This is a genomic window from Mycolicibacter virginiensis (genome assembly GCF_022374935.2).
Classification (GTDB): domain Bacteria; phylum Actinomycetota; class Actinomycetes; order Mycobacteriales; family Mycobacteriaceae; genus Mycobacterium; species Mycobacterium virginiense.
On sequence record NZ_CP092430.2, the window covers coordinates 3,108,936 to 3,133,115 of the forward strand.

21 protein-coding genes are annotated in these 24,180 nt (G+C 67.6%); 5 read left to right on the forward strand and 16 right to left on the reverse strand.

Annotated features, from left to right (window positions below; genetic code table 11):
- Positions 1-8 precede the first annotated feature (8 nt).
- Both rpsP and MJO54_RS15070 read right to left on the reverse strand, forming a co-directional pair.
- Positions 9-488 carry a 30S ribosomal protein S16 gene (gene rpsP / locus MJO54_RS15065; protein WP_046286227.1) on the reverse strand — a complete coding sequence of 160 codons (480 nt, stop codon included), beginning with the start codon at positions 486-488 and terminating at the stop codon, positions 9-11.
- Between the two features lie 169 nt (positions 489-657).
- The gene (locus MJO54_RS15070; RefSeq protein ID WP_046286226.1) at positions 658-1,077 is read right to left on the reverse strand and encodes a nuclear transport factor 2 family protein; all 420 of its coding nucleotides are present in this window, start codon (positions 1,075-1,077) and stop codon (positions 658-660) included.
- 47 nt (positions 1,078-1,124) lie between these two features.
- On the opposite strand from MJO54_RS15070, the gene MJO54_RS15075 reads away from it, so the two are divergent.
- A complete protein-coding gene (locus tag MJO54_RS15075) occupies positions 1,125-1,994 on the forward strand; it encodes a D-alanyl-D-alanine carboxypeptidase family protein (RefSeq protein ID WP_046286225.1) in 870 nt (289 codons plus the stop codon).
- A gap of 84 nt (positions 1,995-2,078) precedes the next feature.
- On the opposite strand, the gene MJO54_RS15080 is transcribed toward MJO54_RS15075, so the two are convergent.
- Both MJO54_RS15080 and ffh read right to left on the reverse strand, forming a co-directional pair.
- Positions 2,079-3,146 carry an amidohydrolase family protein gene (locus MJO54_RS15080; protein ID WP_046286224.1) on the reverse strand — a complete coding sequence of 356 codons (1,068 nt, stop codon included), beginning with the start codon at positions 3,144-3,146 and terminating at the stop codon, positions 2,079-2,081.
- A 1-nt stretch (position 3,147) separates the two neighbouring features.
- A complete protein-coding gene (gene ffh / locus MJO54_RS15085; RefSeq protein ID WP_065153467.1) occupies positions 3,148-4,707 on the reverse strand; it encodes a signal recognition particle protein in 1,560 nt (519 codons plus the stop codon).
- Positions 4,708-5,046: 339 nt separating this feature from the next.
- On the opposite strand from ffh, the gene MJO54_RS15090 reads away from it, so the two are divergent.
- Positions 5,047-5,865 carry a PE family protein gene (locus MJO54_RS15090; RefSeq protein ID WP_046286222.1) on the forward strand — a complete coding sequence of 273 codons (819 nt, stop codon included), beginning with the start codon at positions 5,047-5,049 and terminating at the stop codon, positions 5,863-5,865.
- Positions 5,866-5,900: 35 nt separating this feature from the next.
- On the forward strand, positions 5,901-7,085 hold the full coding sequence (locus tag MJO54_RS15095) for a PPE family protein (RefSeq protein WP_105295878.1): 1,185 nt from the start codon (positions 5,901-5,903) through the stop codon (positions 7,083-7,085).
- Between the two features lie 744 nt (positions 7,086-7,829).
- Here the strand turns inward: MJO54_RS15095 and MJO54_RS15100 are convergent.
- From MJO54_RS15100 to MJO54_RS15120, 5 genes are all read right to left on the reverse strand, one after another.
- Complete coding sequence (locus MJO54_RS15100) at positions 7,830-8,642, reverse strand: [protein-PII] uridylyltransferase family protein (protein WP_434085410.1); 813 nt, start codon at positions 8,640-8,642, stop codon at positions 7,830-7,832.
- Between the two features lie 178 nt (positions 8,643-8,820).
- Positions 8,821-9,159 carry a P-II family nitrogen regulator gene (locus tag MJO54_RS15105; protein WP_046286220.1) on the reverse strand — a complete coding sequence of 113 codons (339 nt, stop codon included), beginning with the start codon at positions 9,157-9,159 and terminating at the stop codon, positions 8,821-8,823.
- Positions 9,065-10,546 (reverse strand): ammonium transporter, encoded by a 1,482-nt coding sequence (locus MJO54_RS15110; protein WP_065153465.1) that lies wholly within the window; start codon positions 10,544-10,546, stop codon positions 9,065-9,067. Before MJO54_RS15110 ends, MJO54_RS15105 begins: the two co-directional genes overlap by 95 nt.
- Positions 10,547-10,766: 220 nt before the next feature.
- Positions 10,767-12,245, reverse strand: coding sequence for a hypothetical protein (locus MJO54_RS15115; protein ID WP_131810472.1), 1,479 nt, complete (start codon positions 12,243-12,245; stop codon positions 10,767-10,769).
- Positions 12,246-12,351: 106 nt separating this feature from the next.
- The gene (locus MJO54_RS15120; RefSeq protein WP_234783402.1) at positions 12,352-13,701 is read right to left on the reverse strand and encodes a PE-PPE domain-containing protein; all 1,350 of its coding nucleotides are present in this window, start codon (positions 13,699-13,701) and stop codon (positions 12,352-12,354) included.
- Between the two features lie 203 nt (positions 13,702-13,904).
- Here MJO54_RS15120 and MJO54_RS15125 point away from each other — a divergent pair, with 203 nt between their 5' ends.
- On the forward strand, positions 13,905-14,681 hold the full coding sequence (locus tag MJO54_RS15125) for an SDR family NAD(P)-dependent oxidoreductase (protein ID WP_046286919.1): 777 nt from the start codon (positions 13,905-13,907) through the stop codon (positions 14,679-14,681).
- A 74-nt stretch (positions 14,682-14,755) separates the two neighbouring features.
- Here the strand turns inward: MJO54_RS15125 and MJO54_RS15130 are convergent, their stop codons facing one another.
- From MJO54_RS15130 to MJO54_RS15145, 4 genes are read right to left on the reverse strand one after another with little or no spacing between them, the layout of a single operon-like run.
- The gene (locus MJO54_RS15130) at positions 14,756-15,163 is read right to left on the reverse strand and encodes a DUF4267 domain-containing protein (RefSeq protein ID WP_046286914.1); all 408 of its coding nucleotides are present in this window, start codon (positions 15,161-15,163) and stop codon (positions 14,756-14,758) included.
- Between the two features lie 36 nt (positions 15,164-15,199).
- Complete coding sequence (locus MJO54_RS15135) at positions 15,200-15,919, reverse strand: NUDIX hydrolase (protein ID WP_046286920.1); 720 nt, start codon at positions 15,917-15,919, stop codon at positions 15,200-15,202.
- A gap of 56 nt (positions 15,920-15,975) precedes the next feature.
- Positions 15,976-16,344: a SpoIIAA family protein gene (locus tag MJO54_RS15140; protein WP_046286915.1), complete on the reverse strand. Its 369-nt coding sequence runs from the start codon at positions 16,342-16,344 to the stop codon at positions 15,976-15,978.
- A gap of 51 nt (positions 16,345-16,395) precedes the next feature.
- Positions 16,396-17,025: a GntR family transcriptional regulator gene (locus MJO54_RS15145; RefSeq protein WP_046286916.1), complete on the reverse strand. Its 630-nt coding sequence runs from the start codon at positions 17,023-17,025 to the stop codon at positions 16,396-16,398.
- A 137-nt stretch (positions 17,026-17,162) separates the two neighbouring features.
- Here MJO54_RS15145 and MJO54_RS15150 point away from each other — a divergent pair, with 137 nt between their 5' ends.
- Positions 17,163-18,206 (forward strand): class I SAM-dependent methyltransferase, encoded by a 1,044-nt coding sequence (locus MJO54_RS15150; protein ID WP_064890533.1) that lies wholly within the window; start codon positions 17,163-17,165, stop codon positions 18,204-18,206.
- Positions 18,207-18,216: 10 nt separating this feature from the next.
- On the opposite strand, the gene MJO54_RS15155 is transcribed toward MJO54_RS15150, so the two are convergent.
- From MJO54_RS15155 to smc, 3 genes are all read right to left on the reverse strand, one after another.
- Positions 18,217-19,188, reverse strand: a complete 972-nt coding sequence (locus MJO54_RS15155) for a glycoside hydrolase family 6 protein (RefSeq protein ID WP_046286897.1) — start codon at positions 19,186-19,188, stop codon at positions 18,217-18,219.
- Positions 19,189-19,251: 63 nt separating this feature from the next.
- Positions 19,252-20,523: a signal recognition particle-docking protein FtsY gene (ftsY, locus tag MJO54_RS15160; RefSeq protein WP_234821649.1), complete on the reverse strand. Its 1,272-nt coding sequence runs from the start codon at positions 20,521-20,523 to the stop codon at positions 19,252-19,254.
- Between the two features lie 57 nt (positions 20,524-20,580).
- The gene (smc, locus tag MJO54_RS15165; RefSeq protein WP_240175146.1) at positions 20,581-24,171 is read right to left on the reverse strand and encodes a chromosome segregation protein SMC; all 3,591 of its coding nucleotides are present in this window, start codon (positions 24,169-24,171) and stop codon (positions 20,581-20,583) included.
- Positions 24,172-24,180 lie beyond the last annotated feature (9 nt).

The window sequence follows — 24,180 nt, forward strand, 5'->3', positions numbered from 1 at the left end:
GGCCGCGGTCAGCTCTCGCTGGCCGACTCGGCGGCCTCAGCAGCGGGCGCCTCGGCGGCAGCGTCAGCCTTGTCGGCTGCCTGCTCAGTCTTTTTTGCCGGCGCCTTCTTCTTCTTGGCGGTGGTGGCCTCGGTGGTCGGGCCGCCCTCGGCCTCGGCCAGCGCGGCGTTGAACAGCTCCAGCTTGCTCGGCTTGGCCGGCTTGACCTTCAGGCGGCCCTCGGCACCGGGCAGGCCCTTGAACTTCTGCCAGTCCCCGGTGATCTTCAGCAGCTTGAGCACCGGCTCGGTGGGCTGAGCACCGACCGACAGCCAGTACTGGGCGCGCTCCGAGTCGATCTCGATCAGGCTCGGCTCTTCCTTCGGGTGGTAGCGACCGATGACCTCGATGGCGCGGCCGTCCCGGCGGGAGCGCGCGTCGGCAATCGCGATGCGGTACTGCGGATTGCGGATCTTACCGAGGCGGGTGAGCTTGATCTTGACAGCCATGAATAACTCCTGCGATATCACGCTGCAATTCAGCGATGCGGGCGGGATTGCCCACATCCGGTTTTGCCTCGCGTGGTTGTGTCACCCGCGCGGAGCCCCAACTAGGGTCACGTCGCACGGCGGACAGCCGCCCATTGTGCCAGAAGCAGGCCGGTCAGCAGAAATCGCCTCAGGGCATCTTCTGGAAGCACTTGGTCTCGGAGCGCCGGCTCATCCGCCACCCGTCGGCGGTGCGGATGAACTCGTCGTCGTACCACAGCCCCACCAGCATCATGGGGTCGTTCTCCCCGCTGAAGACCATCGGGTTGAAGCAGAAGGTGCGCGCGGTGGCGCTGTCGCCGTCGACACGGATCGCCGGTAGGCCCAGCATGTGGGAGTAGTTGGCGAAATTGGGCAGTACTTCGGCCAGCCAAGCCTTCACCTCAGGGAAGCGCCCGTCGATACCGCCCAAGGCGCGGTAGTCGATGTAGGCATCGGAGGTGAACACCGCGTCCAGACCGTCGAAGTTTCGGGTGTCGATCGCGGTCGAGTAGTCGACCAGCAGCTGCTGGATCTCCCAACGGTCTGAAATTTCTTGTTGGCTCAGCATTCCTCGATTGAACACTGCAGCGGTAAGGGGCGGTAGGCTAGGCCGCCATGCGGAAAATCTTGGCCGCAATCGCGGCTCTCGCAACCGTGTTCGCCTCTCCCGCCGTGACTGCCCACGCCGACGCTGCGCAGCCTCTCGGCTCGCCGCCGGTGCCGGTTGGCCCAGCCCCGAACTGGCTGATCGCCGACCTGGATTCCGGGCAGGTGCTCGCCGAGCAGAACGGCTACGCCGTGACGCCGCCGGCCAGCACGATCAAGGTTCTGCTGGCGCTGGTGGTGCTCGACGAGCTGAATCTCGACGACACCATGGTGGCTACCCCGGCCGACACCCACGTGGAGTGCAACTGTGTCGGGGTCAAGGCCGACCACAGCTACACGACACGGCAGCTGCTGGAGGGCCTGCTGCTGGTTTCAGGCAACGACGCCGCCAACGCACTGGCAGACATGCTCGGTGGGCCTGAGGCGGCGGTGGCGAAGATGAACGCCAAGGCCGCTGCGGTCGGGGCGACCGATACCCACGCCAGTACTCCGTCCGGGCTGGACGGCCCCGGCGGCCCGGGCGCGAGTACCCCGCACGACCTGGCCGCCATCTTCCGGGCGGCGATGGCCAACCCGGTGTTCGCCGAGATCACCGCACAGCCGGCGGCGACGTTCCCCACCGATGCCGGGGAGCGACCGATCGTGAACATGAACGAGCTGCTGGCCCGTTATCCGGGGGCGTTCGGCGGCAAGACCGGTTTCACCGACGCCGCCCGCAAGACCTATGTCGGCGGAGCGGCCCGCGACGGCCGGCGACTGGTGGTCGCCATGATGTACGGGCTCATCCATGAAGGCGGCCCGACCTACTGGGACCAGGCGGCCGCCCTACTGGATTGGGGTTTCGCGCAGGGGCCGATGTCCAGCGTCGGCAGCCTCTAGCGCTCCCCCACCGCATGCTGACTCTGCGGACACCAGGCAAAAGTGCGAGTAACCCGCCTGGTGGACGCAGAATCAACGGGCGCGTTAGTACACCCGGCCGCGCAGCATCACCAGATCGGGACTCCCGAGCACCTCGGGGCCGCGTCGCGGATCGTCGGCGAAACAGACCAGGTCGGCCGGCGCGCCCTGCTCCAGCACCGGTGCCCCCAGCCAGCGGCGGGCATCCCAGCAGGCCGCGCCCAGTGCCTCGGTGCGGCTGAGACCAACCCCGGACAGGGCGTCGATTTCGTCGGCGATGCGGCCGTGGGCCACCATGCCGCCGGCATCGGTGCCGGCGTAGATCGGCACGCCGGCTTCCCGCACCGCACCGATCCGCGATCGGCAGGTGGCGTGCAGCGCGCGCATGTGCGCGGCGTAGGTCGGGTACTTGGCCGCCGAATCGGCGATCCCCGGGAAGTTGTCGATGTTGATCAGCGTGGGCACCAGGGCCGTGCCGTTGGCCAGCATCAGCTCGATGATGTCGTCGGTGATCCCGGTGCCGTGCTCGATGCAGTCGATGCCGGCGTTGATCAGGCCGGGAAGTGCGTCCTCGCCGAAGACGTGCGCGGTTACCCGCGCGCCGTTGGCGTGCGCGGCGTCGATGGCCGACTTCAACACGTCGTCGGACCACAGCGGCGCAAGGTCGCCGATACCCCGGTCAATCCAGTCCCCCACCAGCTTCACCCAGCCATCACCGCGAACCGCTTGCGCGGCAACGGCTTCCGGCAGTTGCGCCTCGTCGTCGACGTTGATCGGCAGCCCGGGAATGTAGCGCTTGGTCCGGGCGAGATGCTGCCCGGCGCGGATGATGCGCGGCAGGTCGGCACGGTCGTCGAATGCGCGGGTGTCGACCGGTGAACCCGCGTCACGGATCAGCAGAACACCGGCACGACGTTCGGTCTCGGCCTGGCGCAGCGCCTCGTCGACGTCGATCGGGCCGGCGGGCCCGATCCCGACGTGACAGTGCGCGTCGACCAGGCCCGGGATGATCCAGCCGTCGGAGAAGACGGTCTTCGCGCCGCCGACCGGCTCGAGGCTGATCGCGCCGTCGACGATCCAGTACTCGACAGGCTGTTCGTCGGGCAGCCCGCGGCCGGAAACGTGGAGCGCCAAATTACTTCTGGCCCGGGAAGTTCAGCTTGGACAGGTCGAAGTCGGCCAGCCCGGGGGGCAGTTCGTTGAGGCCTTCGGGCATCTGCGACAGGTCGGGGAAGCCGGCGGGCATGCCGGGGCCGCCGGGACCGAACAGGCCCCGCATCTTCGGCGGGGTCGGGCCGCGGCCCTTGCCTTTCTTGCCGGCCTTACCCTTCGCCTTGCGGTTGGAGCTCTTGCGGCCCAGCCCCGGAAGGCCCAGGCCGCCCATCATCGACGACATCATCTTGCGGGCCTCGAAGAACCGGTCGACGAGCTGGTTGACCTCCGAGACGCTGACCCCCGAGCCGTTGGCGATGCGCAGCCGCCGGGAGGCGTTGATGATCTTCGGGTCAGCCCGCTCGGCCGGCGTCATGCCGCGGATGATGGCCTGCAGGCGGTCCAGCTGGCTGTCGTCGACGGCGGCCAGCGCGTCCTTCATCTGGCCGGCTCCGGGCAGCATGCCCAGCAGGTTGCCGATCGGGCCCATCTTGCGGATCGCCAGCATCTGCTCGAGGAAATCCTCCAGCGTGAGCTCGCCGGAGCCGATCTTGGCTGCTGCTTCTTCGGCCTTGCGGGCGTCGAAGACCTGCTCGGCCTGTTCGATGAGGCTGAGCACGTCGCCCATGCCCAGGATGCGGCTGGCCATCCGGTCGGGGTGGAAGACGTCGAAGTCTTCTAGTTTCTCGCCGGTGGACGCGAACAGGATGGGCGCGCCGGTGACTTCCCGCACCGACAATGCCGCTCCACCGCGAGCGTCGCCGTCGAGCTTGGTGAGGACGACCCCGGTGAAGCCCACGCCTTCGCGGAACGCATCGGCGGTAGTTACCGCGTCCTGGCCGATCATGGCGTCCAGGACGAACAACACCTCATCGGGCTGCACCGCATCGCGGATGGCGGCGGCCTGGGCCATCATCTCCTCGTCGATGCCCAGGCGCCCCGCGGTGTCGACGACCACGACGTCGAAGTGCTTGGCCTTGGCTTCGGCCAGGCCGGCTGCGGCCACGGCGACCGGGTCGCCCGGCGCACCGGTGTCACCGGCGACCGAGGTCCCCGGGTGCGGGGCGAACACCGTGACCCCGGCGCGCTCCCCGACCACCTGCAGCTGGTTGACCGCTCCGGGGCGTTGCAGATCGCAGGCGACCAGCAGCGGAGTGTGCCCCTGGCCGCGCAGCCAGGTGGCCAGTTTGCCGGCGAGCGTGGTCTTGCCCGCACCCTGCAGACCGGCCAGCATGATGACCGTCGGCGGGGTCTTGGCGAACGTCAGCTGCCGGGTCTGACCGCCGAGGATGCCGATGAGCTCCTCGTTGACGATTTTGACGACCTGCTGGGCCGGGTTGAGCGCACCAGAGACCTCGGCCCCCTTGGCACGGTCCTTGATCCGGCCGATGAACGCGCGCACCACGGGCAGCGACACGTCGGCTTCCAGCAGGGCCAGCCGGATCTCGCGGGCGGTGGCGTCGATATCGGCGTCGGTGAGACGGCCCTTGCTGCGCAGCCCCTGCAGGGCCCCGGTCAACCGGTCGGAGAGGGATTCAAACACGCCGCCAGCCTATATCTGGTCGGGTCGCGGGCGGGCGGGCCGAGGCGACATGGGGTGAGCCGAGCGGACAGCGGGCAGCTAACGCCTCCGATATCCGCGGCGCGCTAATTGTAACCGCGGCGTTAGATAAATTGCACAGTTAATGCCGCAATTCCCATCCGTTAAACGGCTGTTTCCGAGCTTTCACAACCCGCCTATTTCCGTTAAGGATTAGCGCCCAACCGCTAAGAAAACGTTACCGAACTACTTAATCCCTCCGGCTACTGCAATGCTTCACAGCATCAATGACCAGCCCGTCGGACCATCACATTCTGGCCCGGCTTCCTGCGAGGAGGATGTATGTCATTTGTGAAAACACTCCCCGAATCAATGACCCACGCCGCGGGTCAACTCGCAGGTATCGGCGAAGCGCTCTCCGCCGAGAGCGGCGCTGTGGCGATCCCGACCACCGTCATCGCGCCGGCCGGCACGGACCCGGTCTCTGCCCTGCAGGCCGCCCTGTTCGCGACCTACGGGAACCTCTACCAGTCGATCAGCGAGCAGGCAGCAACCGTTCACCAGCAGCTGGTGCAGGTCCTCGGGCAGAACGCCGGGGCCTACGGCACGGCCGAGGCGACCAACCAGGCGACCTCGTCGATGGACTCGGGGCTCCAGTGGTTCCTGACCAACATCCTCGGTGTGCCGACCAGCGGCAGTGGTTCCCTGCTCTCGGGCAACCTCGCCAACATCGAAAACATCGGGATGGGCAACTGGGCTTCGGCCGGCTCGGCACTGCTCGGCTTGGCCGGTGGTGGCCTGCTGGACTTCCCCGAAGAGATCGCCGCCGAAGGTGCCGCCGGGCTCATGGGCTACGAAGCGCCCGCGGCAATGGCCGGCGTCGGCGCGATGCCGGTGGCGGCCGGGATGGCGCAGGCCACCACGGTCGGCGCCTTGTCTGCGCCGCCCAGCTGGGGGACCGAGCCGGTGGCGGCCGCGACCGCTGCACCAGCGCGTTTGGCGGCTGCGACCAGCATGGCTACGCCGCACTCCATGCCCGGGATGGCGGCCGTGCCGGCAGCCATGGCGGCGGCCGGAGCCGGCGATCGCGGCGTCGGGAAGTTCGGCGCCCCGCGGTATGGCGTCAAGCACACCGTCATGCCCAAGCCGACCGCCGTCTAGCCACCCGCCCCACCAACGAGAAGGGGAACACAGATATGTCTTTCGATTTCGGAGCACTCCCCCCGGAGATCGTCTCTGCATGGATGTACAGCGGAGCCGGTTCCGGACCGCTGATGTCGGCCGCCTCGGCGTGGGGCAGCCTGGCCGCCGAGCTGGAGGCGTCGGCCACATCAGCCCAGCTGGTGCTCTCCGAGCTGGTCGGCGCAGACTGGACGGGGCCGGCCTCAGCAGCCATGACCAGCGCCGTCACGCCGTACCTCACGTGGTTGAACAGCACCTCGACGGCCGCCTACCAGGCCAGTTCGCAGGCCATGGCCTCGGCAGGAGCATTCGAGGCCGCCCGCGCGGCGGTGGTGTCTCCCGCGATCATCGCCGCAAACCGGGCCCAGCTGGCGGCATTGGTTGCGTCGAACTTCTTGGGGGTGAACACCCCGGCGATCCTGGCCACCGAAGCCCACTACATGGAGATGTGGGCGCAGGACACCATGGCCATGTTCGGCTACAGCACCGCGTCGTCCAGCGCTGCTGCGCTCACCCCGATGACCCCCGCGCCTCAGACCACCAACCCGGTCGGTGCGGCGGTCGCCACCGCCGGCAGTGCTACTGGTGGGCTCCAGCAGGAGCTGACTCAATCGCTTGCCTCGCTACAGGGTGCACTGCAGGGGCTCCTCTCGCCCTTCGTGGCAGCCGACGGATCGCTCGGGCCAATCGGAAACGCGGTCGACCTGTTTCTCGGAACACCGCTGTTCGCCAATGCCATCAACGGCGGCGTGAACACCGCGGCCTGGTTCACCGCCACCGCCATTCCGACGGCGGTATCACTCGGCCACACGCTGGCCCTGGCAGGCCCGGCCAGCCTGGCGTCCGATGTCACCGGCGTCGACGGCCTCGCGGCCGGGCTGGGTTCTGGGGTCTTGGCGGGTATGACCCAGCCCGTGGGGGCAGTAGCTGCCGCCGGGACACCGGTCTTGGCGGGTCTGGGTCAGGCATCCACGATGGGCGGGATGTCGGTCCCGGCCAACTGGTCGGCCACGGCAGGCACTCAGCTCGCCGCGTCGACAGGTTCGGGCTGGACGGTTGCCGCCGAAGAGACCGCCGGCATGCACGCCGTACCGGCCGGAATGGCTCCGATGGGCGCTGGCGGACGTGGTGGCCTCGGTTCCGGCGGCCCACGCTACGGCTTCCGGCCTACGGTGATGCCAAAACAGGTGCTGGTGTGAAGCCGGGTGCGCCCTCTTGGTCGCTGGCGATGGCGGGAGCCCCGTCGAGCCGCGCCTCCGGAGGGCGCACCGCGTGCTTCCGCCGGTCCCCGGGGCAGGTGCGGCCCCGGATGCAGCCGCAGTTGAGGCCGATGATGCAGGCCTGAGGGCTGACGGGGGTCACCCCCGGTAGGGGGCCCACACCACTCACAGGGACAGGCGCTGCCTGCGCGATACCGGCCGCTCCGGCTCCGGTGAACCCGACTACCAAGGCTGCGCCTGCTGTACTCAACAAGGCGGCCGTCATCCTGCCGAAGCGTCTCATCGCAATCCCTATGTTTCGTCCGTGTTTCACCCCCTTCACACAAACTAGTTACCGTTTCTGGCATCCGTCTGAAACTTCCTGGCATCTAACTGAGTCTCTGCAGCTCGCAGCCCCGGCCCAGGCGGACGATCTCGCGGGCAGGCCGTGACTTCGGGCCTTACGACACCGACGCCAAAAGCCGCCCGGGGATATCGGCGCGACCCCGCCCCATATATTTCCTGGCGGCCTAAATCGGCGGAAATCAATTCCGATCGACTGGCAGAAATTGACTCTTCGCTGCCCCAGCCAGGACCCGACCAAGGTTGCAGACCGCGCATCTCGAACGTGAATCATGCTAGAAAAGGGATGTTCCCGCCATAGCGGAGTTGCTGATAACTATGGAGACAAGGGAATTCCGGCTACACCGCGAGCAGCCAGCAAATCATCTAATTCGGCGGCTCTCATGCCCCCAAAGCCGACATCCTGCCCCTCGGCGACACTTTGACGGGGCCCAGTACGGCGTCGACACGCCGGCTGATCGTGCGTGCCGCCTCGAAGATCCTAGCCGCCAGCTCGTACCTGTCGCCGAATTCCAACGCGGCACTGACCTCGTCGGCGTACTGGGGCGACAGCAGATCGTGGGCGCGCCCGCCCGCCCGGTGCAGTTCGGTACGGACGTCCAGCACCGTGCGATAGGCACCGCGCAACGAACTCCCGCTGCCATCCGGCCGATGCCTGGTCCAACCGCCGGAGACATGGGCCACTGTCAGCGCATCGAGCAGTTGAACGTCGCGCAGGCCACCTCGGCCACATTTGAGATCTGGTTCGGCGCTACCCACTATCTCCCCGCTGCGCTGCCACCGGGCGTGTGTCACATCGACGAGTTCGGCGTAACGGGTGCCGATCTTGTGGCGCCACTGCTGTCGGACGCCGGCGATCAGGCGTGTCGACAGCAGCTCATCGCCGGCGATATGGCGCGCGTCCAGCATGGCCAGGGCGGCGAGGATATCGGCGTCTGCGACCCGCAGCGCCTGCGGAACGGTGCGCACGCTGTGATCGAGACGAACATTGGCGTCCCACAAGGGATACCAGAGCAGTTCCGCTGTCCGCCGCACCGTATCGGCAGGCATGCCGTCGTGCACCAGCAGGAGATCCAAGTCCGAGTGCGGAAGCAACTCGCCGCGGCCCAGCGAACCGGTAGCAACCACCGCGAAACCACTTCCGGCCACGACCCCGATCTCGCTCGCCTTGGCAACCAGCCACGACTCGTGCACCTGGCGCCACATTTGCCGCAGTGCGACCGAATCCCATTGCGTTGACGTGGCGCACCGCAGAGCCGCTCGGACAGCGGCCAGGTCGGTTGCGGAGCAGCCACTCCGACGCTGCTCAGGGCTCGTAGTTGGACCCCCGCGGTTCATGGCGCTCTACATCGACTCGGCTCGCACTACCGACTCATACCGCGTCGGGGCCACGTTCGCCCGTGCGCACCCGGACCACGGACTCCACCGCGCTGACCCACACCTTGCCGTCGCCGATCTTGCCGGTATGCGCCGCCCGCACGATGACATCGACGATCTTGTCCACCGCGAAGTCATCGACCAGCACCTCGACCCGCACCTTCGGCACGAAGTCGATCGAGTACTCAGCACCCCGATAGACCTCGGTGTGCCCTTTCTGCCGGCCGTATCCCTGGACATCACTGACCGTCATTCCCAGAATGCCGGCCTCCTCCAAGCCAGTCTTGATGTCCTCCAACGTAAACGGCTTGACGATCGCGGTGATCAGCTTCATCTTCTCTCCTGTCTTCAGCCGAGTAAGCAAGAACAGCACTGCCGGTATTGGTACTCACGAGGTCGTAACCGCTTTGGACGTGCTCGGCCTCATCGATGCCCGAGGCTTCATCCTCCGCGTCCAGTCGCAGCCCGATGGTGTATTTGAGGATCAAGGCCACGATCGCGGTCCCAACCGCCGAGTACACCAAGACACTGGACGCGCCGATGGCCTGGAGCCACAGTTGATCGAAACCCCCGCCGTAGAACAAGCCCGGCGACACGTCGGACACACCGTCGATCGCAGCGGTGGTGGGCGCCGCGACCAGACCCACCAACAGGGTTCCGACGAGTCCTCCGACCAGGTGCACCCCGACGACATCGAGCGAATCATCAAAGCCGAAACGGTATTTCAGACCCACCGCCAGCGCGCACGCCACGCCGGCCACCGCACCCACGACCAGCGCGCCGACAACATCGACTGACGCACACGCCGGCGTGATCGCGACCAGCCCGGCCACGATGCCCGACGCTGCACCCAATGAGGTGGCGTGGCCGTCGCGGATCCGCTCGGCCAGCAGCCAGCCCAGCATCGCGGCCGCTGTCGCGACCGTCGTGGTGATGAAGGTTGAGCCCGCAACACCGTTGGCGCTCACCGCCGATCCGGCGTTGAATCCGTACCACCCGAACCACAGCAGGCCGGCCCCAAGCATCACCAACGGCAGATTGTGCGGCCGCATCGGAAGGGCCGGCCATCCTTGGCGCTTGCCGAGGATGAGCGCCAGCACCAGAGCTGCGACGCCCGCATTGATATGGACCGCGGTGCCGCCCGCGAAGTCGATCGCGTGGAGCTTGTTGGCGATCCAACCGCCGTGCGGGGCGGTGCCGCCATCGAATGCAAACACCCAGTGGGCAACCGGGAAATACACGACACTTACCCACAGGGCCGAGAACAACAGCCAACTGCCGAACTTCATCCGATCGGCCACCGCTCCGGAGATCAACGCGACCGTGATGATCGCGAACATCATCTGGAATCCCACGAAAACGGTCGCCGGCACCGTGCCGACCAACGGTATCTCGACCGCAGGCGTACCGCTGGCCGGATCGGCGGCAACCGCGTTGACCCCGATCAGGCCCTTCAATCCCCAATAATCAGTTGGGTTTCCCGCGACGTTGCCGACATCATCGCCGAACGCGAGCGAGAAACCGTAGAGCACCCAGAGCACGGTCACCACACCCATGGCACTGATGCTCATCATGATCATGTTCAAGACACTCTTGACCCGAACCATACCGCCGTAGAAAAACGCCAAGCCTGGTGTCATCAAAAGCACCAGGGCCGCGCTGATCAGCATCCAAGCAGTGTCGCCGGTGTCGGGCACCCCCATCGTCGGGAATTGATCCATGCACCAAACCTCCTCCGCCGCGACCGGTTGCCATATGAACCAGGCTGGTCATAACCATGCGCAACAGTTGTTTCGGCGGATGCGCCGCTCCGTTGCAGATGTGTGTCCAGCTGCTCACAGCGGTGAGCCAGGAAAAGGGCAGGAAGGGGCCCGCCTGTGCCTTCGGGCGCAGAGAATTGCGCGCCGTGACTGACCTTCGCAGCCCGGCTACGCGCCTGGGCTAGGGACGTGCGCCGGGCGCGCCCCCGGCGCCCCCGGCACCTCCGGTGCCGTCGACGTTGGACTCGCCGGGCTTACCCACGCCACCGGCAATACCTCCGGTGGAACCACCGTCACCGCCGTCGCCGCCGTCGCCGCCGGCGCCCAAAGAACCGTTGCCACCGGCGCCACCGTTACCGCCGCGCCCCCCGGAGCTACCGGTCTGATCGGCTGCGGCGCCGCCGTTTCCGCCGTCACCGCCGTTGGCGCCGACCCGGCCGCTGCCACCGGCACCACCGGCGCCACCGGCACCGCCGTTCCCACCGGTCGTCCCGACGCCGCCGGCCCCGCCCGCGCCGCCGTTGCCACCGTGCCCCCCGGTACCGAACGGGTTGGTCAGGCCTACGCCGCCCGCACCACCGGCGCCACCGTCGCCGTCGTCACCGGCCTGCCCGACCGCGCCTATCCATCCGACGCCGGTGCCGGCAGCACCGCCTCGCCCGCCGTCGCCGCCATCACCGCCGTTGCCACCGTTGGGCTGGCTTGCGGTGCCGACTCCGCCGGCCGCGCCCACGCCGCCGACGCCACCTGCGCCGCCGTTGCCGCTAAAGCCCAAGAGCCACCCGGCGTTACCGCCCATGCCGCCGTTACCGCCGGCACCACCGTTCAGTGCGGTCACATCGGGGCCGTTGACGCCGGCCCAGCCGGAGCCACCGCGCCCACCGGTTCCGCCGAATCCCCAACCGGCCAGTGAGTCGCCACCTGCACCGCCAGTCCCCCCCGCGTGCGTCACCAACGACGTGCCGTCGAAGGTGTCGTGGAAACCCGTACCGCCCTGGCCGCCGACACCACCGTCGCCGAACCACATTCCGCCGGTACCGCCCTGGCCGCCCGCGCCGGCCTCGATCACCACGCCACCCGCACCGACGTAGGCGGCGGCGCCCTGACCGCCCGCGCCACCGTTGCCGAACAATCCGGCGTCGCCGCCGTCACCGCCCACGCCGCCGTTCACTCCGGCGACGCCGGCCGCACCGTCGCCGCCGTCGCCGAACAGGAACCCGCCATCGCCGAGGTCTCCCAGACCGAGCCAACCGAACAACGAGTTGTTGACACCCTTGAAGCCATCAATGCCGTCGCCGATCAGGTCCCGGCCGAACATCAACACCACGGGCGTGTTGATCAGGTCGATAAGCAGCTGGTTTCCGGCGTTGTGCAGGAAGCTTTCCAGGGCGTCGTGGATCGGGAGATAGAAGCCATCCTGATACAACTGAGCCCAGTCACCCGGTGCGAACGGGTCGAAGTCGGCGACGCCCAGGCCGCCCGGGTCGGAGCTGGCGATGCCGATGTCGGTCAGGTCGAAGCCGGCCGGGGTGAGGTCGGCCGTGTCGAACCAGGTTCCAGGGTCGAAGAAGTCGAAATCCGCCTGGGCGGACGGCACAGTCGCCATGGGCGCCAGGGCGAGCGTCAATGCCGCCGCGGCACCGCCTATCGCGCGACTCATCCGACCACTTGCGCTACGACCCAAGTGCCCGGCACTACGGCGAAGACGACGATTCATTGCGATTGACCTTTCTACGACAAACCCGTGTTGACGGGCCAAAGCTGACTTAGGCGGCGGAAATCGTCTCGAGGCCGAGGAATTCACCGATCCAGGACAGATCGGGATTCCCGTCAACAAGCGACCCGAGTGAGTTCAGGAAATCCGGCGAGTCCCCCGGGTCGGTCGCCATCGCCGAACCACCGAACAGCCCACCGAACAGCGGGGTGGGGTTCTGGATATCGAAAAAGACGCGCTGCGCTGCGTTCCACAGCGTCGAGAAGGGTTCCTGCTCCATAAACGAGCCCCACACGTAGTTCGCCGGGTCCTGCAGGTCACGAAATGCTGCCTGGACACCTTCCGACCAGGCGGCACTCAGAGCGGTGTTGACCTCGGCCCAGCTGATGTTGCTGGGCAACAGGTCGAAACTGAAGGTCGTGAGCTCGTTTGCAGGCCCCTGGTTCCAGCCTTCGGTCAAGCTGCCGTAGCCAAGGTTCACCAGGATGCGCATGCTCGGTTCCAAAAGGTCGGCCAGGGGGTTGCCCCAGACGGGATTCACCCGTAGCAGATCCAGAAGCGGCAGCGAGTCAGAGGGGATCACATAGTAATTGGTGAGACCGTCCCCGGTGGTTTCCAACTGAATTGCGTTGGCGATGTCGTCATCACTGACACCGAAATATCCGTCGTGCAGCAAGAACATGCCGACGACGGCATTAAGCGACGAAATCAGGTTCAGCGGATAACGGGGAAAGTCGGCGTAACCGTCATATTCCATCGTATAGACATCGGTGGTGAAGTAGTCCGGCGTCGGATGCCCGAGCGTCATCCCGTTCCAGAAAGTGAGGTCCCCGCCCCAGAAGTTCAGCAGCTGGAGCAGTCCGCCGTTCGGGTTCGCGGAATTCCCGACGAGCACGAAATGGACATCCTCCGGCGCTACACCCTGGTGCTCGAGTTGTTCCATCGTCATCGAAGACATTGCCGAACTCTGCGAGTAGCCGAACACATACACCGGGTTGTCGGCGTTCACCTCCCCGGTGGCGATCTCCTTGTTGATCGCCTCAGCGAGGATCTGTGCGCCCTGGACCATCGAGATGTTGCCCGGAAAGTACAGCTGGGGGGTGAACAGCGATTGCGCGGTTCCGGTAAAGCCATGCGACTGCAAGTACAGCAGGTTGGCGGCATTGACGTAGCCATCCGATGGAAGAGGAATACCACTGCCCCCCATGACGAACGCGATGTCACCCCCAGTCAGCGCGACGTCCTGCGACACCGCAGCCGACGACCGGGCAGACAGCGGCGGCGCGACAAGCCCCGCCATACCCGCGAAGACGACGAGAACGCCTACGACAGCGAGAACTACGCGACCACGGCGGAGCGAACGCCCCCCCAGCGGACCGGTCATCGCGACGACACCAGCCATGGAAACCCCTTGAAATGCCCTTCAACGCACCGCAGAACGCGGAACCCCACCCGAACTTAGATCACCCACAACAGTTTTAGTCAGTAGTTCTGTGGAAAACCAGCCAGATTGACATAACTGTCGTTATTGGGACGTGATAAAAAATCGGCCTTTCAGCTTCCCCGAATCGCAGCGCGGAACACCGTCCAAGTAAAGTGTCCTTCGTGGATATTAATGGAGCAAGCGCGATCGTCACCGGTGGCGCATCAGGAATCGGCGCGGCCACTGCCCGCCAGCTGGCCGACCGGGGCGCACGGGTGGTAGTCGCCGACCTGCAGGCGGACAAGGGTGAGGCGCTGGCCCACGAGATCGGCGGCGTGTTCGTGTCCGTCGACGTGACCAGCACCGAGCAGATCATCGACGCGGTCAACACCGCGACGGACCTGGGCCCGCTGCGTGCGCTGGTGAACTCGGCCGGTATCGGCTGGGCTCAGCGCACCATCGGCAAGGACGGCGAGTTCGAGTCGGCGCACAACCTGGACGTGTACAAAAAGGTGCTCGCCATCAACCTGGTAGGCACCTTCGACTGCATCCGGATCGCGGCCACCGCGATGAGCCGCAACGAGCTGACCGACACCGGCGAGCGCGGCGCAATCGTGAACATGACCAGTGTTGCCGCCTTCGACGGCCAGATCGGGCAGGCCGCCTACTCGTCGTCCAAGGGCGGTGTGGTGGGCCTGACCCTGCCGGTGGCACGCGACCTGTCGGCGGCGGGCATCCGCGTCAACACCGTGGCCCCCGGCCTCATCGACACCCCGATCTACGGCGAGGGCGAGGCCTCGGAGGCATTCAAAGCCAAGCTCGGTGAGTCCGTGCTGTTCCCGCACCGGCTCGGCAAGCCCGAAGAGCTGGCCTCGATGGTGGTGGAGCTGCTCACCAACTCCTACATGAATGCCGAAGTCGTGCGCGTGGACGGTGGCATCCGGATGCCACCGAAGTAGTTCTCGCACCCAACGTTGAGATTGCGTCCAGGGTCGCGGATAACGCCGCGAGATATACCGCCCTGGGCGCAATCTCAACGAACGACGGTCTCAACGTCGAGGGGCATACCGGTAGCGCGGCGGCGGGTGGCACCCCAGAGCCCGACCCCGATGCCGACGACCGCCCCACCGAGACCGACGATCTGCTGTCCACGCTTGAGATCGGCGTGCACGCTGATTCCGCCCAGCAGGTCGGCCGCGTCGGCACCACCGGACGCGAGGAACCAGCCGCGCGTGTCGCGACCGCGCAACGCCGCGTTCACGAGCAGACCGCCGATCAGGGCGTCGCGGTAACCCATCGAACGCAGCAGCAGGCGCGCGGAAGGCCCAGGATCGTCCGGCTCTCCCCACAGCCGATTCGCCCGAAGCGGGTCGACCAGAAACGAGATACCGGACGCCAACCGGATACACCCCGCGACCAGTGCGGCACGGTCTTTGATCATGGAGCGCAGCCTAGGGCCCGACGCCGGCGACCGAACCTATTTCCAGGCGAATACCGGTTGCTCCAACTCGTCGACCCGGTCCCCCCGGCCCTCCAGGCACAACCACCGCAGTTGCAGCAGCACCGCCCCGGTCGGCGCGTGGATGAGGTCATTGCCCAACGGGATCTGCACAACCGGCCGTGGGCTCTGAGGAATGCTGACGAAGCGCGGCGAATCATCGCGTTGCAGCTGATGTAGCCCAACGCGGTAGACCGCCACCACCTCGTCCGGTGCGGGACGGAGATCGAGCCGGCCCCCGCCCCAGATCACCACCGGCGTGATGACGTATCCGGAGCGAGTCGGATAGTCGTCGAGTACGCCGAGCACGGCCGAGTCGGACAACCGGACGCCGACCTCCTCGTCCAGCTCACGCAGGGCCGCGTCGACCGCGGTTTCGCCGGGGTCCAGGCGGCCACCGGGCAGCGCCCACTGAGCGGCATGCGAGGTGAGCCGAGAGGCCCTGCGGCACAAGAGGAAGGCAGCTCCCCCGGACACATCGACCATGCGGCCGTCAAGACCAGCCTCCGGCATGGGCCGACCGGCGATCCAGTCGTCCACGGGCGCGGGATCGACCCGGTCCTCGGCGACTTCGGAGTCCACGATCACCACCGCGACGGCCGCGTGCCGCTTCGACGGGTCGGTCACGGCGCGCCGGTCGTGCCCCGCCAGATGTGCCCGGATGCGTTCCCGCAGCGTCTCGTCATAGCTGATCGTCACCGTTTGACCATAGGCGGCTCGGCGGGAACGATCTCGGCACCCGACCCCCGGGTCGGTCAGCCGGCGGCCCACTCCTTGGCACGTTCGACGTCATCGAGGCCGAACACCGCGAGCTCGCCGGGAATCATCCATTCCAGCGCGTGCAGAACATGGGCAACCCAGTCCTTGTCCGACACCACCGCGATGCGTTTGAACGCCGAGTGATGCGGCAGTACGGCGCCCAGGCCGAGCTTGATGTCCTCCGTCAGCCCACCCGGCCCAAAGCCCTCATAGTCGGAGTCGATGACCTCGACGATGCGGACGTCGCCGCCCTGCAGAAGCTCGTGCAGCGACGGCTTGATCTCCCGGAGTTCGTCACCGCGAAGGTGCCCCGACACACGAATTCCGGTCACTCCCTGCGGCATGTCCGGCAGTAGCTCGATCATGGGAATGCTCCCTTCCGGCCAATGCCGTCACTCTAACCCCGCCAAGGGTGACTATTCGAAGTCGTTGCCGTGCGACTGGTGTTCGCGAAGCCGGGTTGAGAAGGCCGTCCAATCGCCGGCCTCGGCATCCTTGAGCAGACTGCGATGTTCGGCCAGCACTAGGTCTGGCTGCCCGCGGACCGTCGAGTTGCGCACGATCGAGAGGTGCTGGCGATCTTGCAGTCGGTCGTAGAACGCCAGCATCGTGGCGTTGTCGGCGAGCTCTACAAATGCGCGATGAAACTGCATGGCCAGCGCCGCAAAGCCGGGATAGTCCCGCCGGTGTAGCGCCTGCTCCTGCCCGTCGAGGTTTTCCTGCAGACGCGCACTCAGAAGCTGTCGAGCCTCAAGGCTACCCAGTTGCACCCCGGCGCATTCGAAGGCATGTCGCACCTGGTCGGACTGGCGGATCTCATCGACGGTCAATTCGCGTACCAGCGCACCGCGTTTGGGGTAGATCCGCACCAGCCCTTCATCTTGCAGACGCCCCAGCGCGGCGCGGACCGGGGTACGGCTCATCGACATCGATGCCGCCAGCGTTGACTCGCTGAGCATGTCCCCGGCGGGGAACTCACCGCTGAGGATGCCCGCACGAATCAGGGCGTGAGCACGTTGCGCGGAATTGACCGTCGCGTCGCCCATGGGTTCCTCCTGATCGGCGGGACGTCTTTAGGATACCGCTAGTATCCTAGTTGGTGACATCTGGCGCAGCGGATTCAAGGAGTGTCGTGACAACACCGGCGAACGAGCATCAGCCGACGGAATCGAGTGCGCAAGCAATGGCATTCGCTGAGCGTGTCACCGAGGCGCTGGACGCCGCCAGCCTCGCACTGCTCCTGAGCCTCGGACATCAAAGCGGCCTGTTCGATGCCCTGGCCACCCTGCCGGAACCGGCAACCAGCACCGAGATCGCCGGCCACACCGGCCTCAACGAGCGCTACGTTCGCGAGTGGTTGGGGGGCACGACTGTGGCCGGCGTTGTGGATTATGACCCCACCACCAAGACATATCGCTTGCCGCAGCACCATGCCGCGGTGCTGACCCGCGCGGCCGGGGCCGCCAACCTGGCACGCGTCGCGCAGTACATCGCGCTGATGGGCGAGGTCGAGCAGAAGGTGCTGGGCTGCTTCCAGCGTGGCGGCGGGCTTCCCTACAGCGACTATCCCCGGTTCCACGCGGTGATGGCGGAGCGAAGCGGCGAAGTCTTCGACACGGCGCTAGTCGATGTCGTCGTCCCCCTCGTCGAGGGATTGTCGCAACGACTCCATGACGGTGCGGCGGTGGCTGATTTCGGCTGCGGCAGTGGCCACGCCGTCAACGTGATGGCCCAGGCGTTCCACAACAGCCGGTTCACCGGCATTGACTTCTCGTCCGAGGGCATCGAACGGGCGACTCGCGAGGCGGCTCAGCGGGGACTGGCGAACGCCACCTTCGAGAGCCACGATCTGACGACGTTCGACCGAGCTTCGGCCTACGACCTTGTCACCGCATTCGACGCCATTCACGATCAGGCGCAGCCGGCACGGGTGTTGGAGAACATCTATCGATCCCTGCGGCCGGGGGGCGTCTTCTTGATGGCGGATTCGAAGTCGTCAAGCAGGCTGGAAGACAACATCGGCGTTCCCATGAACACCTACCGCTACACGGTCTCCCTGATGCACTGCATGCCCGTGTCGTTGGCCCTCAACGGCGCCGGCCTGGGCACCATGTGGGGCCGCCAACTCGCGATATCGATGCTGACCGACGCCGGTTTCACCGACGTGGAGTGCGCCGAGATCGACGAGGATCCATCGAACTACTACTACATCGCGACCAAAGGCTAGGCCTACCCGATCAGCCCGCGTTGCGTGCCAGGTTGATGGCGTACTCGCTGACGAAGTGCCCCGCGGCGGGTTCACCCGAGCCGCAGCTGCCGTCGGACTCCCCGACCCGCTTAACCCACAGGTAGGCGTCGGCGTGCTGGCCGGCGGTGTTGGCGGTCGGCGGCGTGCCCAGGGCCCGCCCGCTGGGGTTGCACCAGCCGTAGGGGTCGCCCTCCGCGGGACCGGCGCCGTTGCGCGACGTGTCGATCACGTAGTGCGCGCCACCGGTCATGCCCGAGATCTCTTCGCCGTAGCCGATTTCCTCTTCGGTGGTGAAGTAGTTCGTGCTGTTCAGGGCGAAGCCTCGAGCACGCCCGACGCCGGCCTGGTTGAGCCGGTTGGCCATCTCCCCTGCGCTCACCCAACGTGAGTGCCCGGCGTCGACGTAGACCGCCGTGGCCGGGTTGCGTCCCAACGTGTCGACGGCGTAGCTGATCAGGTCGAAGCGCTCCTGACGTTGGTCACCGGAGAGGCAGTCGGCCATCGCGAGCGCGTCGGGCTCGAGGACGATCGCGGCCGGGTTGCCGCCGATCCCGTCGGCGACGCTGTCAATCCAGGCGCGGTAGGACGCGCCCGAGGAGAATCCGCCCGCGGCGTAGCTGCCGCAATCACGGTGCGGGATGGCGTAGAGCACCAGCACCGGCATAGCACCGGCCGCCGCGGCAGCGCCGGTGTGCCGGGCCACCGTCGAGCCGACGGATCCCACTCCGAACGCCTGATCCAGCCAGTACGCCTGCGGGGTGTTGGCCACCCGCGCCAGCTCGGCGCTGTCCGGCTGCGCGTTAGCGGCGTGCATCGCCTTGGAGATGGGATCGACATAGAAGGGCATGCCGCCCAGCGGGTTGTCGCCGTCGGCCTGGGCGGGGGCCGCGCCGGCCAGGGCCGCAACGGCAAGGAGGGGGGTGAGGCAGCGCGCGACCGCGCCAAAGGCTGAGGGGATCACAGGCAAAAATTACCTTATGGCCGACCCGAGGTCACAAGACGGTCACGGTCGAGGCCGGAGCTCTCAGCCGAGCAGCGCGTCGACGAAGGCGCCCGGCTCGAACGGGGCCAGATCGTCGGGCCCCTCCCCGAGGCCCACCAGCTTGACCGGCACCCCCAGCTCCTGCTGCACCCGGAACACGATCCCACCTTTGGCGGTTCCATCCAGCTTGGTCAGCACCACCCCGGTGATGTCGACGACGTCGGCGAACACCCGGGCCTGGGCCAGGCCGTTCTGCCCGATGGTGGCGTCGAGGACCAGCAGCACCTCGTCCACAGCGGCACGGCGCTCCACCACCCGCTTAACCTTGCCGAGCTCATCCATCAGACCGGTCTTGGTGTGCAGCCGTCCCGCGGTGTCGATGACCACGACGTCGACACCGTCGGCTACACCCTTGTCGACGGCGTCGAACGCCACCGAGGCGGGATCGGCGCCCTCGGCGCCGCGCACCACCTCGGCGCCCACCCGCGCCGCCCAGGTCTGCAGCTGGTCGGCCGCGGCGGCCCGGAACGTGTCGGCCGCCCCCAACACCACACGACGGCCGTCGGCCACCAGCACCCGGGCCAGTTTGCCAACCGTGGTGGTCTTGCCGGTGCCGTTGACGCCGACCACCAGCAGCACCGACGGGTGATCGTCGTGCGGCAGGGCCCGAATGGAACGCTCCAAACCGGGCTGCAGCTCGCCGATGAGCACGTCGCGCAGCACCGCGCGAGCCTCGGCCTCGGTGCGCACCTGGCCGCCGGCCAGCCGTCCGCGCAACTGATTCACCACCGATTCGGTGACCACCGGGCCCAGATCGGCCACCAGCAGGGTGTCCTCGACGTCCTGCCAGGAGTCGTCGTCGAGGTCTCCGCCGCCCAGCAGCCCGAGCATGCCGCGGCCCAACGCGTTCTGCGACTTGGCCAACCGACCGCGCAGCCGCTCCATCCGGCCTTCGACCGGCTCGATGTCCGGCTCGACGGTCTCTGGCGCCGGCGCTGCCTGAGGTTCGGAAGGGACTTCAGGCGGCGCCTCGGGCAGTTCTATGTCGGTGATGGTGCGCCGGGGCGCGTCACGCGGAACGGTTGCGTCGTCGCCGATGACGGGCGCCGGGTCATGCGGCTGCGCGGTGTCGGTGCGGCTGAAGGTGATGCCCGAGGAGGCGGTGTAGCCGCCGGAACGGTCCAGACTCTCGCGTTGCGGCGCGGACAGGCTGATACGGCCTCGCCGATGCCGCACCAGTCCCCAGACCAGGGCACCGACCAGGATTAGCGCGACAACGACCGCCGCGGCGATCAGCAGAGTTTGAGACGACACGACCGTCATTGTGGCAGCAGGGACTTAGGCGGGGTTCAACGCCGGGCTAGTGCGAGTTCACGCCGGGCTGGAAACGAGCTCTTCGCCCCGGATGCGTTGGGAGATCACCGCAGTGATCCCGTCGCCCTGCATGGTCACCCCGTACAGCGCGTCGGCGACTTCCATCGTCGGCTTCTGATGGGTGATGACGATGAGCTGCGAGCGGGCCCGCAGCATCTCGAACAGCGCCAGCAGCCGGCGCAGGTTGGTGTCGTCGAGCGCGGCCTCGACCTCATCCATGATGTAGAACGGCGACGGGCGGGCCCGGAAGATCGCGACCAGCATGGCGATCGCCGTCAGCGACTTCTCCCCGCCGGACAGCAGCGACAGCCGCTTGACCTTCTTGCCGGGCGGTCGGGCTTCGACGTCGACGCCGGTCGTCAGCATGTCGCTGGGGTCGGTCAGCAGCAGGCGGCCTTCTCCGCCGGGGAACAGCGCCGCGAACACCTCGGTGAACTCGCGCTCCACGTCGGCGTAGGCGTCGGTGAAGACCTGCAGGATGCGCGCGTCGACCTCGGAGACCACGTCGAGGAGGTCCTTGCGGGCCGCCTTGACGTCCTCGAGCTGCGTCGACAAGAAGTTGTAGCGCTCCTCGAGCGCCGCGAACTCCTCGAGTGCCAACGGGTTGACCCGCCCCAGTTCGGCCAGCTCGCGTTCGGCGCGCTTGGCCCGCCGCTCCTGGGTGGCGCGGTCGAAGGGCATCGGGGCGGGAGCCATCACCAGTTCGCCGCGGTCGCGGGCCTGCTCGTACTCGGCCATCTCCAGTTCGGTCGGCGGCAGCGCGACGTCCGGGCCATACTCGGCGATCAGGTCTGCCGAGCTCATGCCGAATTGTTCGAGCACGGTCTGCTCGAGTTGTTCGATGCGCAACGCGGCTTGCGCCTTGGCGACTTCATCGCGGTGCAGTGATTCGGTGAGCGCGGTGAGCCGAGTACTCAGGGAGTTCACCTCGTCCCGGACGGCGACCATCGCCGCGGCCCGCTGCTGACGTTCGCTGGCCAGCCCGTCACGGATCCGTGCCGCCGCGATCACCACATGTTGCAGGCGCTGGGCCAGCGCACTGCCGGCATCGGCGACCGCTGCCGCCGTCGTCGCCGCGCGTGCGCGTGCGGCGCGGGCCTGCTCGGCGCGAACCCGCGCCTCGCGTTCGGCTGCGGCCGCCCGGCGCAGCGAGTCCGCCTTGCCACGTACCGCATTGGCGCGTTCCTCGGCGGTACGCACCGCCAGCCTGGCCTCTACCTCGACGCCGCGCGCCGCCTCGGCTGCGGCTGCGATCTGCTGGCGATCCACCGGTTCGACGGTGGCAGTCGGCTGATCCTCTTCGGCGTTGCGCAGCCGGGTCTCCAGCTCGCCCAGCTCGGTGACGGTCTGCGCCCGGCCGGCCTCGAGCTCTTCACGCTCACGCAGCCGCCGCCGCCACTCGGTCTCGGCGGCGCGCGCCTCTTGCCCCAGCCGGCCCAACTGCTCGTGGGTCGCGGCGATGGCGGCATCGGACTCGTTGAGCGCGGCGAGTGCCTGCTCGGTGGCGTCCCGGCGTGCGGACTGCTCGGCAAGCGCTCCGGCGAGGGCCGCACCGAGTTCGCCGGCCTGTGTTTCGGCGGCGGTCAGTTCGGCGCGAGCCTTGTCGATCTCGCTGTTGATCTCCAGGGTGGACGGCTTGCGATCCGATCCGCCGCTGACCCAGCCCGCACCGACCAGGTCACCGTCTAACGTCACCGCGCGCACCCCGGGGCGTGCGGCCACCAGGTCCAGCGCCCTGGGCAAGTCGTCGACCACCGCCACCGCCGACAGCATGGCCGTCATCGCGCCGCGCAACTTCTCGGGTGCCTCGATCAGCTCCACTGCCCACAGCGCTCCGTCCGGCAGTGCCGCACGCTGTTCGGCGGCAGGCAGCGGCCAGTCCCCCAGCACGATCGCGGCCCGGCCACCGTCGGCGGTCTTGAGCGCGTGCAGCGCCGAGCGAGCCGCGCCGGCGTTCTCCGCGGCCAGCGCATCGGCTGCGGACCCGAGCACCGCGGCCAACGCCGCCTCGTACCCCGAGCGCACCTTGACCAGCTTTGCGATCGACCCGAAGAGCCCGGAGCCACTGTGGTTCGCGGCGAGCCAGGCGGCGCCGTCGCGGCGTTCCAGACCCATCGACAACGCTTCGATACGAGCGTGCAACGAAGCGACCTGGCGCTCGGCGGCGCGCTCGGCGGCCTGCAGTTCGGCGACGCGCTCCTCTGCCAGCTGCAACGTGGCCACGGTCCGCTCGTGGTGCTCGTCCAGACCGACCTCGCCCTGATCGAGCTCGGAGACCCGGCCCTGAACCGTCTCGAACTCTGCCTGGGCGGCCTGGGCCCGCCCGGCGGCCTCCTCGATGCGCGTCGACAGCTGCCCGACGTGCGTGTCGATCGACTCGACCCGCGCCCGAATCGTCTCCACCTGACCGGTCAGCCGGGCCAGGCCCTCACGCCGGTCAGCTTCGGCACGGACCGCAGCCAGATGCGCCTTCTCCGCCTCGGTACTGCGGCGCTCCCGTTCGGCCAGCTCGGCGCGGGCCGCCTCCAGCCGGATACCGGCCTCGGCCAGTTCGGCCAAAAGTTGCTGCTCGGCCGCGGCCACCTGCTCGGCTTCGGCCTCCAGCGCGTCCGGGTCGACGCCGGCGGTGGTGATCGGCTCGTCGTCGAGATGCTGTGCGCGTTCGCTGGCGATGCGCACCGTGGCGCTGACCCGCTCGGCCAGCGCGGACAGCGAGAACCAGGTCTGCTGAGCGCCCTCGGCACGCTGGGTCAAGCTGGCGACCGCGGACTCGTGGGCGGTCAGTTCGTCGGCAGCCACCGAGAGGCGCTCGGTGATCTGGTCGTGTTCGCGGCGCAGCGTCGCCTCGGCGTCGGTGGTTCCGGCGAACTCGGCCTGCCGCGACACCAGGTCGTCGGCCGTCAGCCGCAGTTTGGCGTCGCGCAGGTCGGCTTGGATGGTGGCCGCTCTCCGGGCGACTTCGGCCTGACGGCCCAGCGGTTTGAGCTGGCGGCGCAGTTCGGTGGTCAGGTCGGTCAGGCGGGCCAGGTTGGCCGCCATCGCGTCCAGTTTGCGGACCGCCTTCTCCTTGCGCTTGCGGTGCTTGAGCACCCCGGCGGCCTCTTCGATGAAGGCCCGGCGGTCCTCGGGCCGTGACTCCAGGATCTGCGCCAGCCTGCCCTGGCCGACGATGACGTGCATCTCACGACCGATGCCGGAGTCGCTGAGCAGCTCCTGGACGTCCATCAACCGGCAGCTCGCGCCGTTGATCTCGTACTCGCTGGCTCCGTCGCGGAACATCCGCCGGGTGATCGAGACCTCGGCGTACTCGATCGGCAGGGCGTTGTCGGAGTTGTCGATGGTGACGGTGACCTCGGCGCGACCGAGCGGGGCCCGCGAGGAGGTGCCGGCGAAGATGACGTCTTCCATCTTGCCGCCGCGCAGGGTCTTGGCGCTGTGCTCCCCCATCACCCAGGCCAGTGCATCGACCACGTTGGATTTGCCCGAACCATTCGGCCCGACCACCGCGGTGATACCCGGTTCGAAGCGCAGAGTCGTCGGCGCGGCGAAGGACTTGAAGCCCTTCAGCGTCAAACTCTTGAGATGCACGGGAGGTGA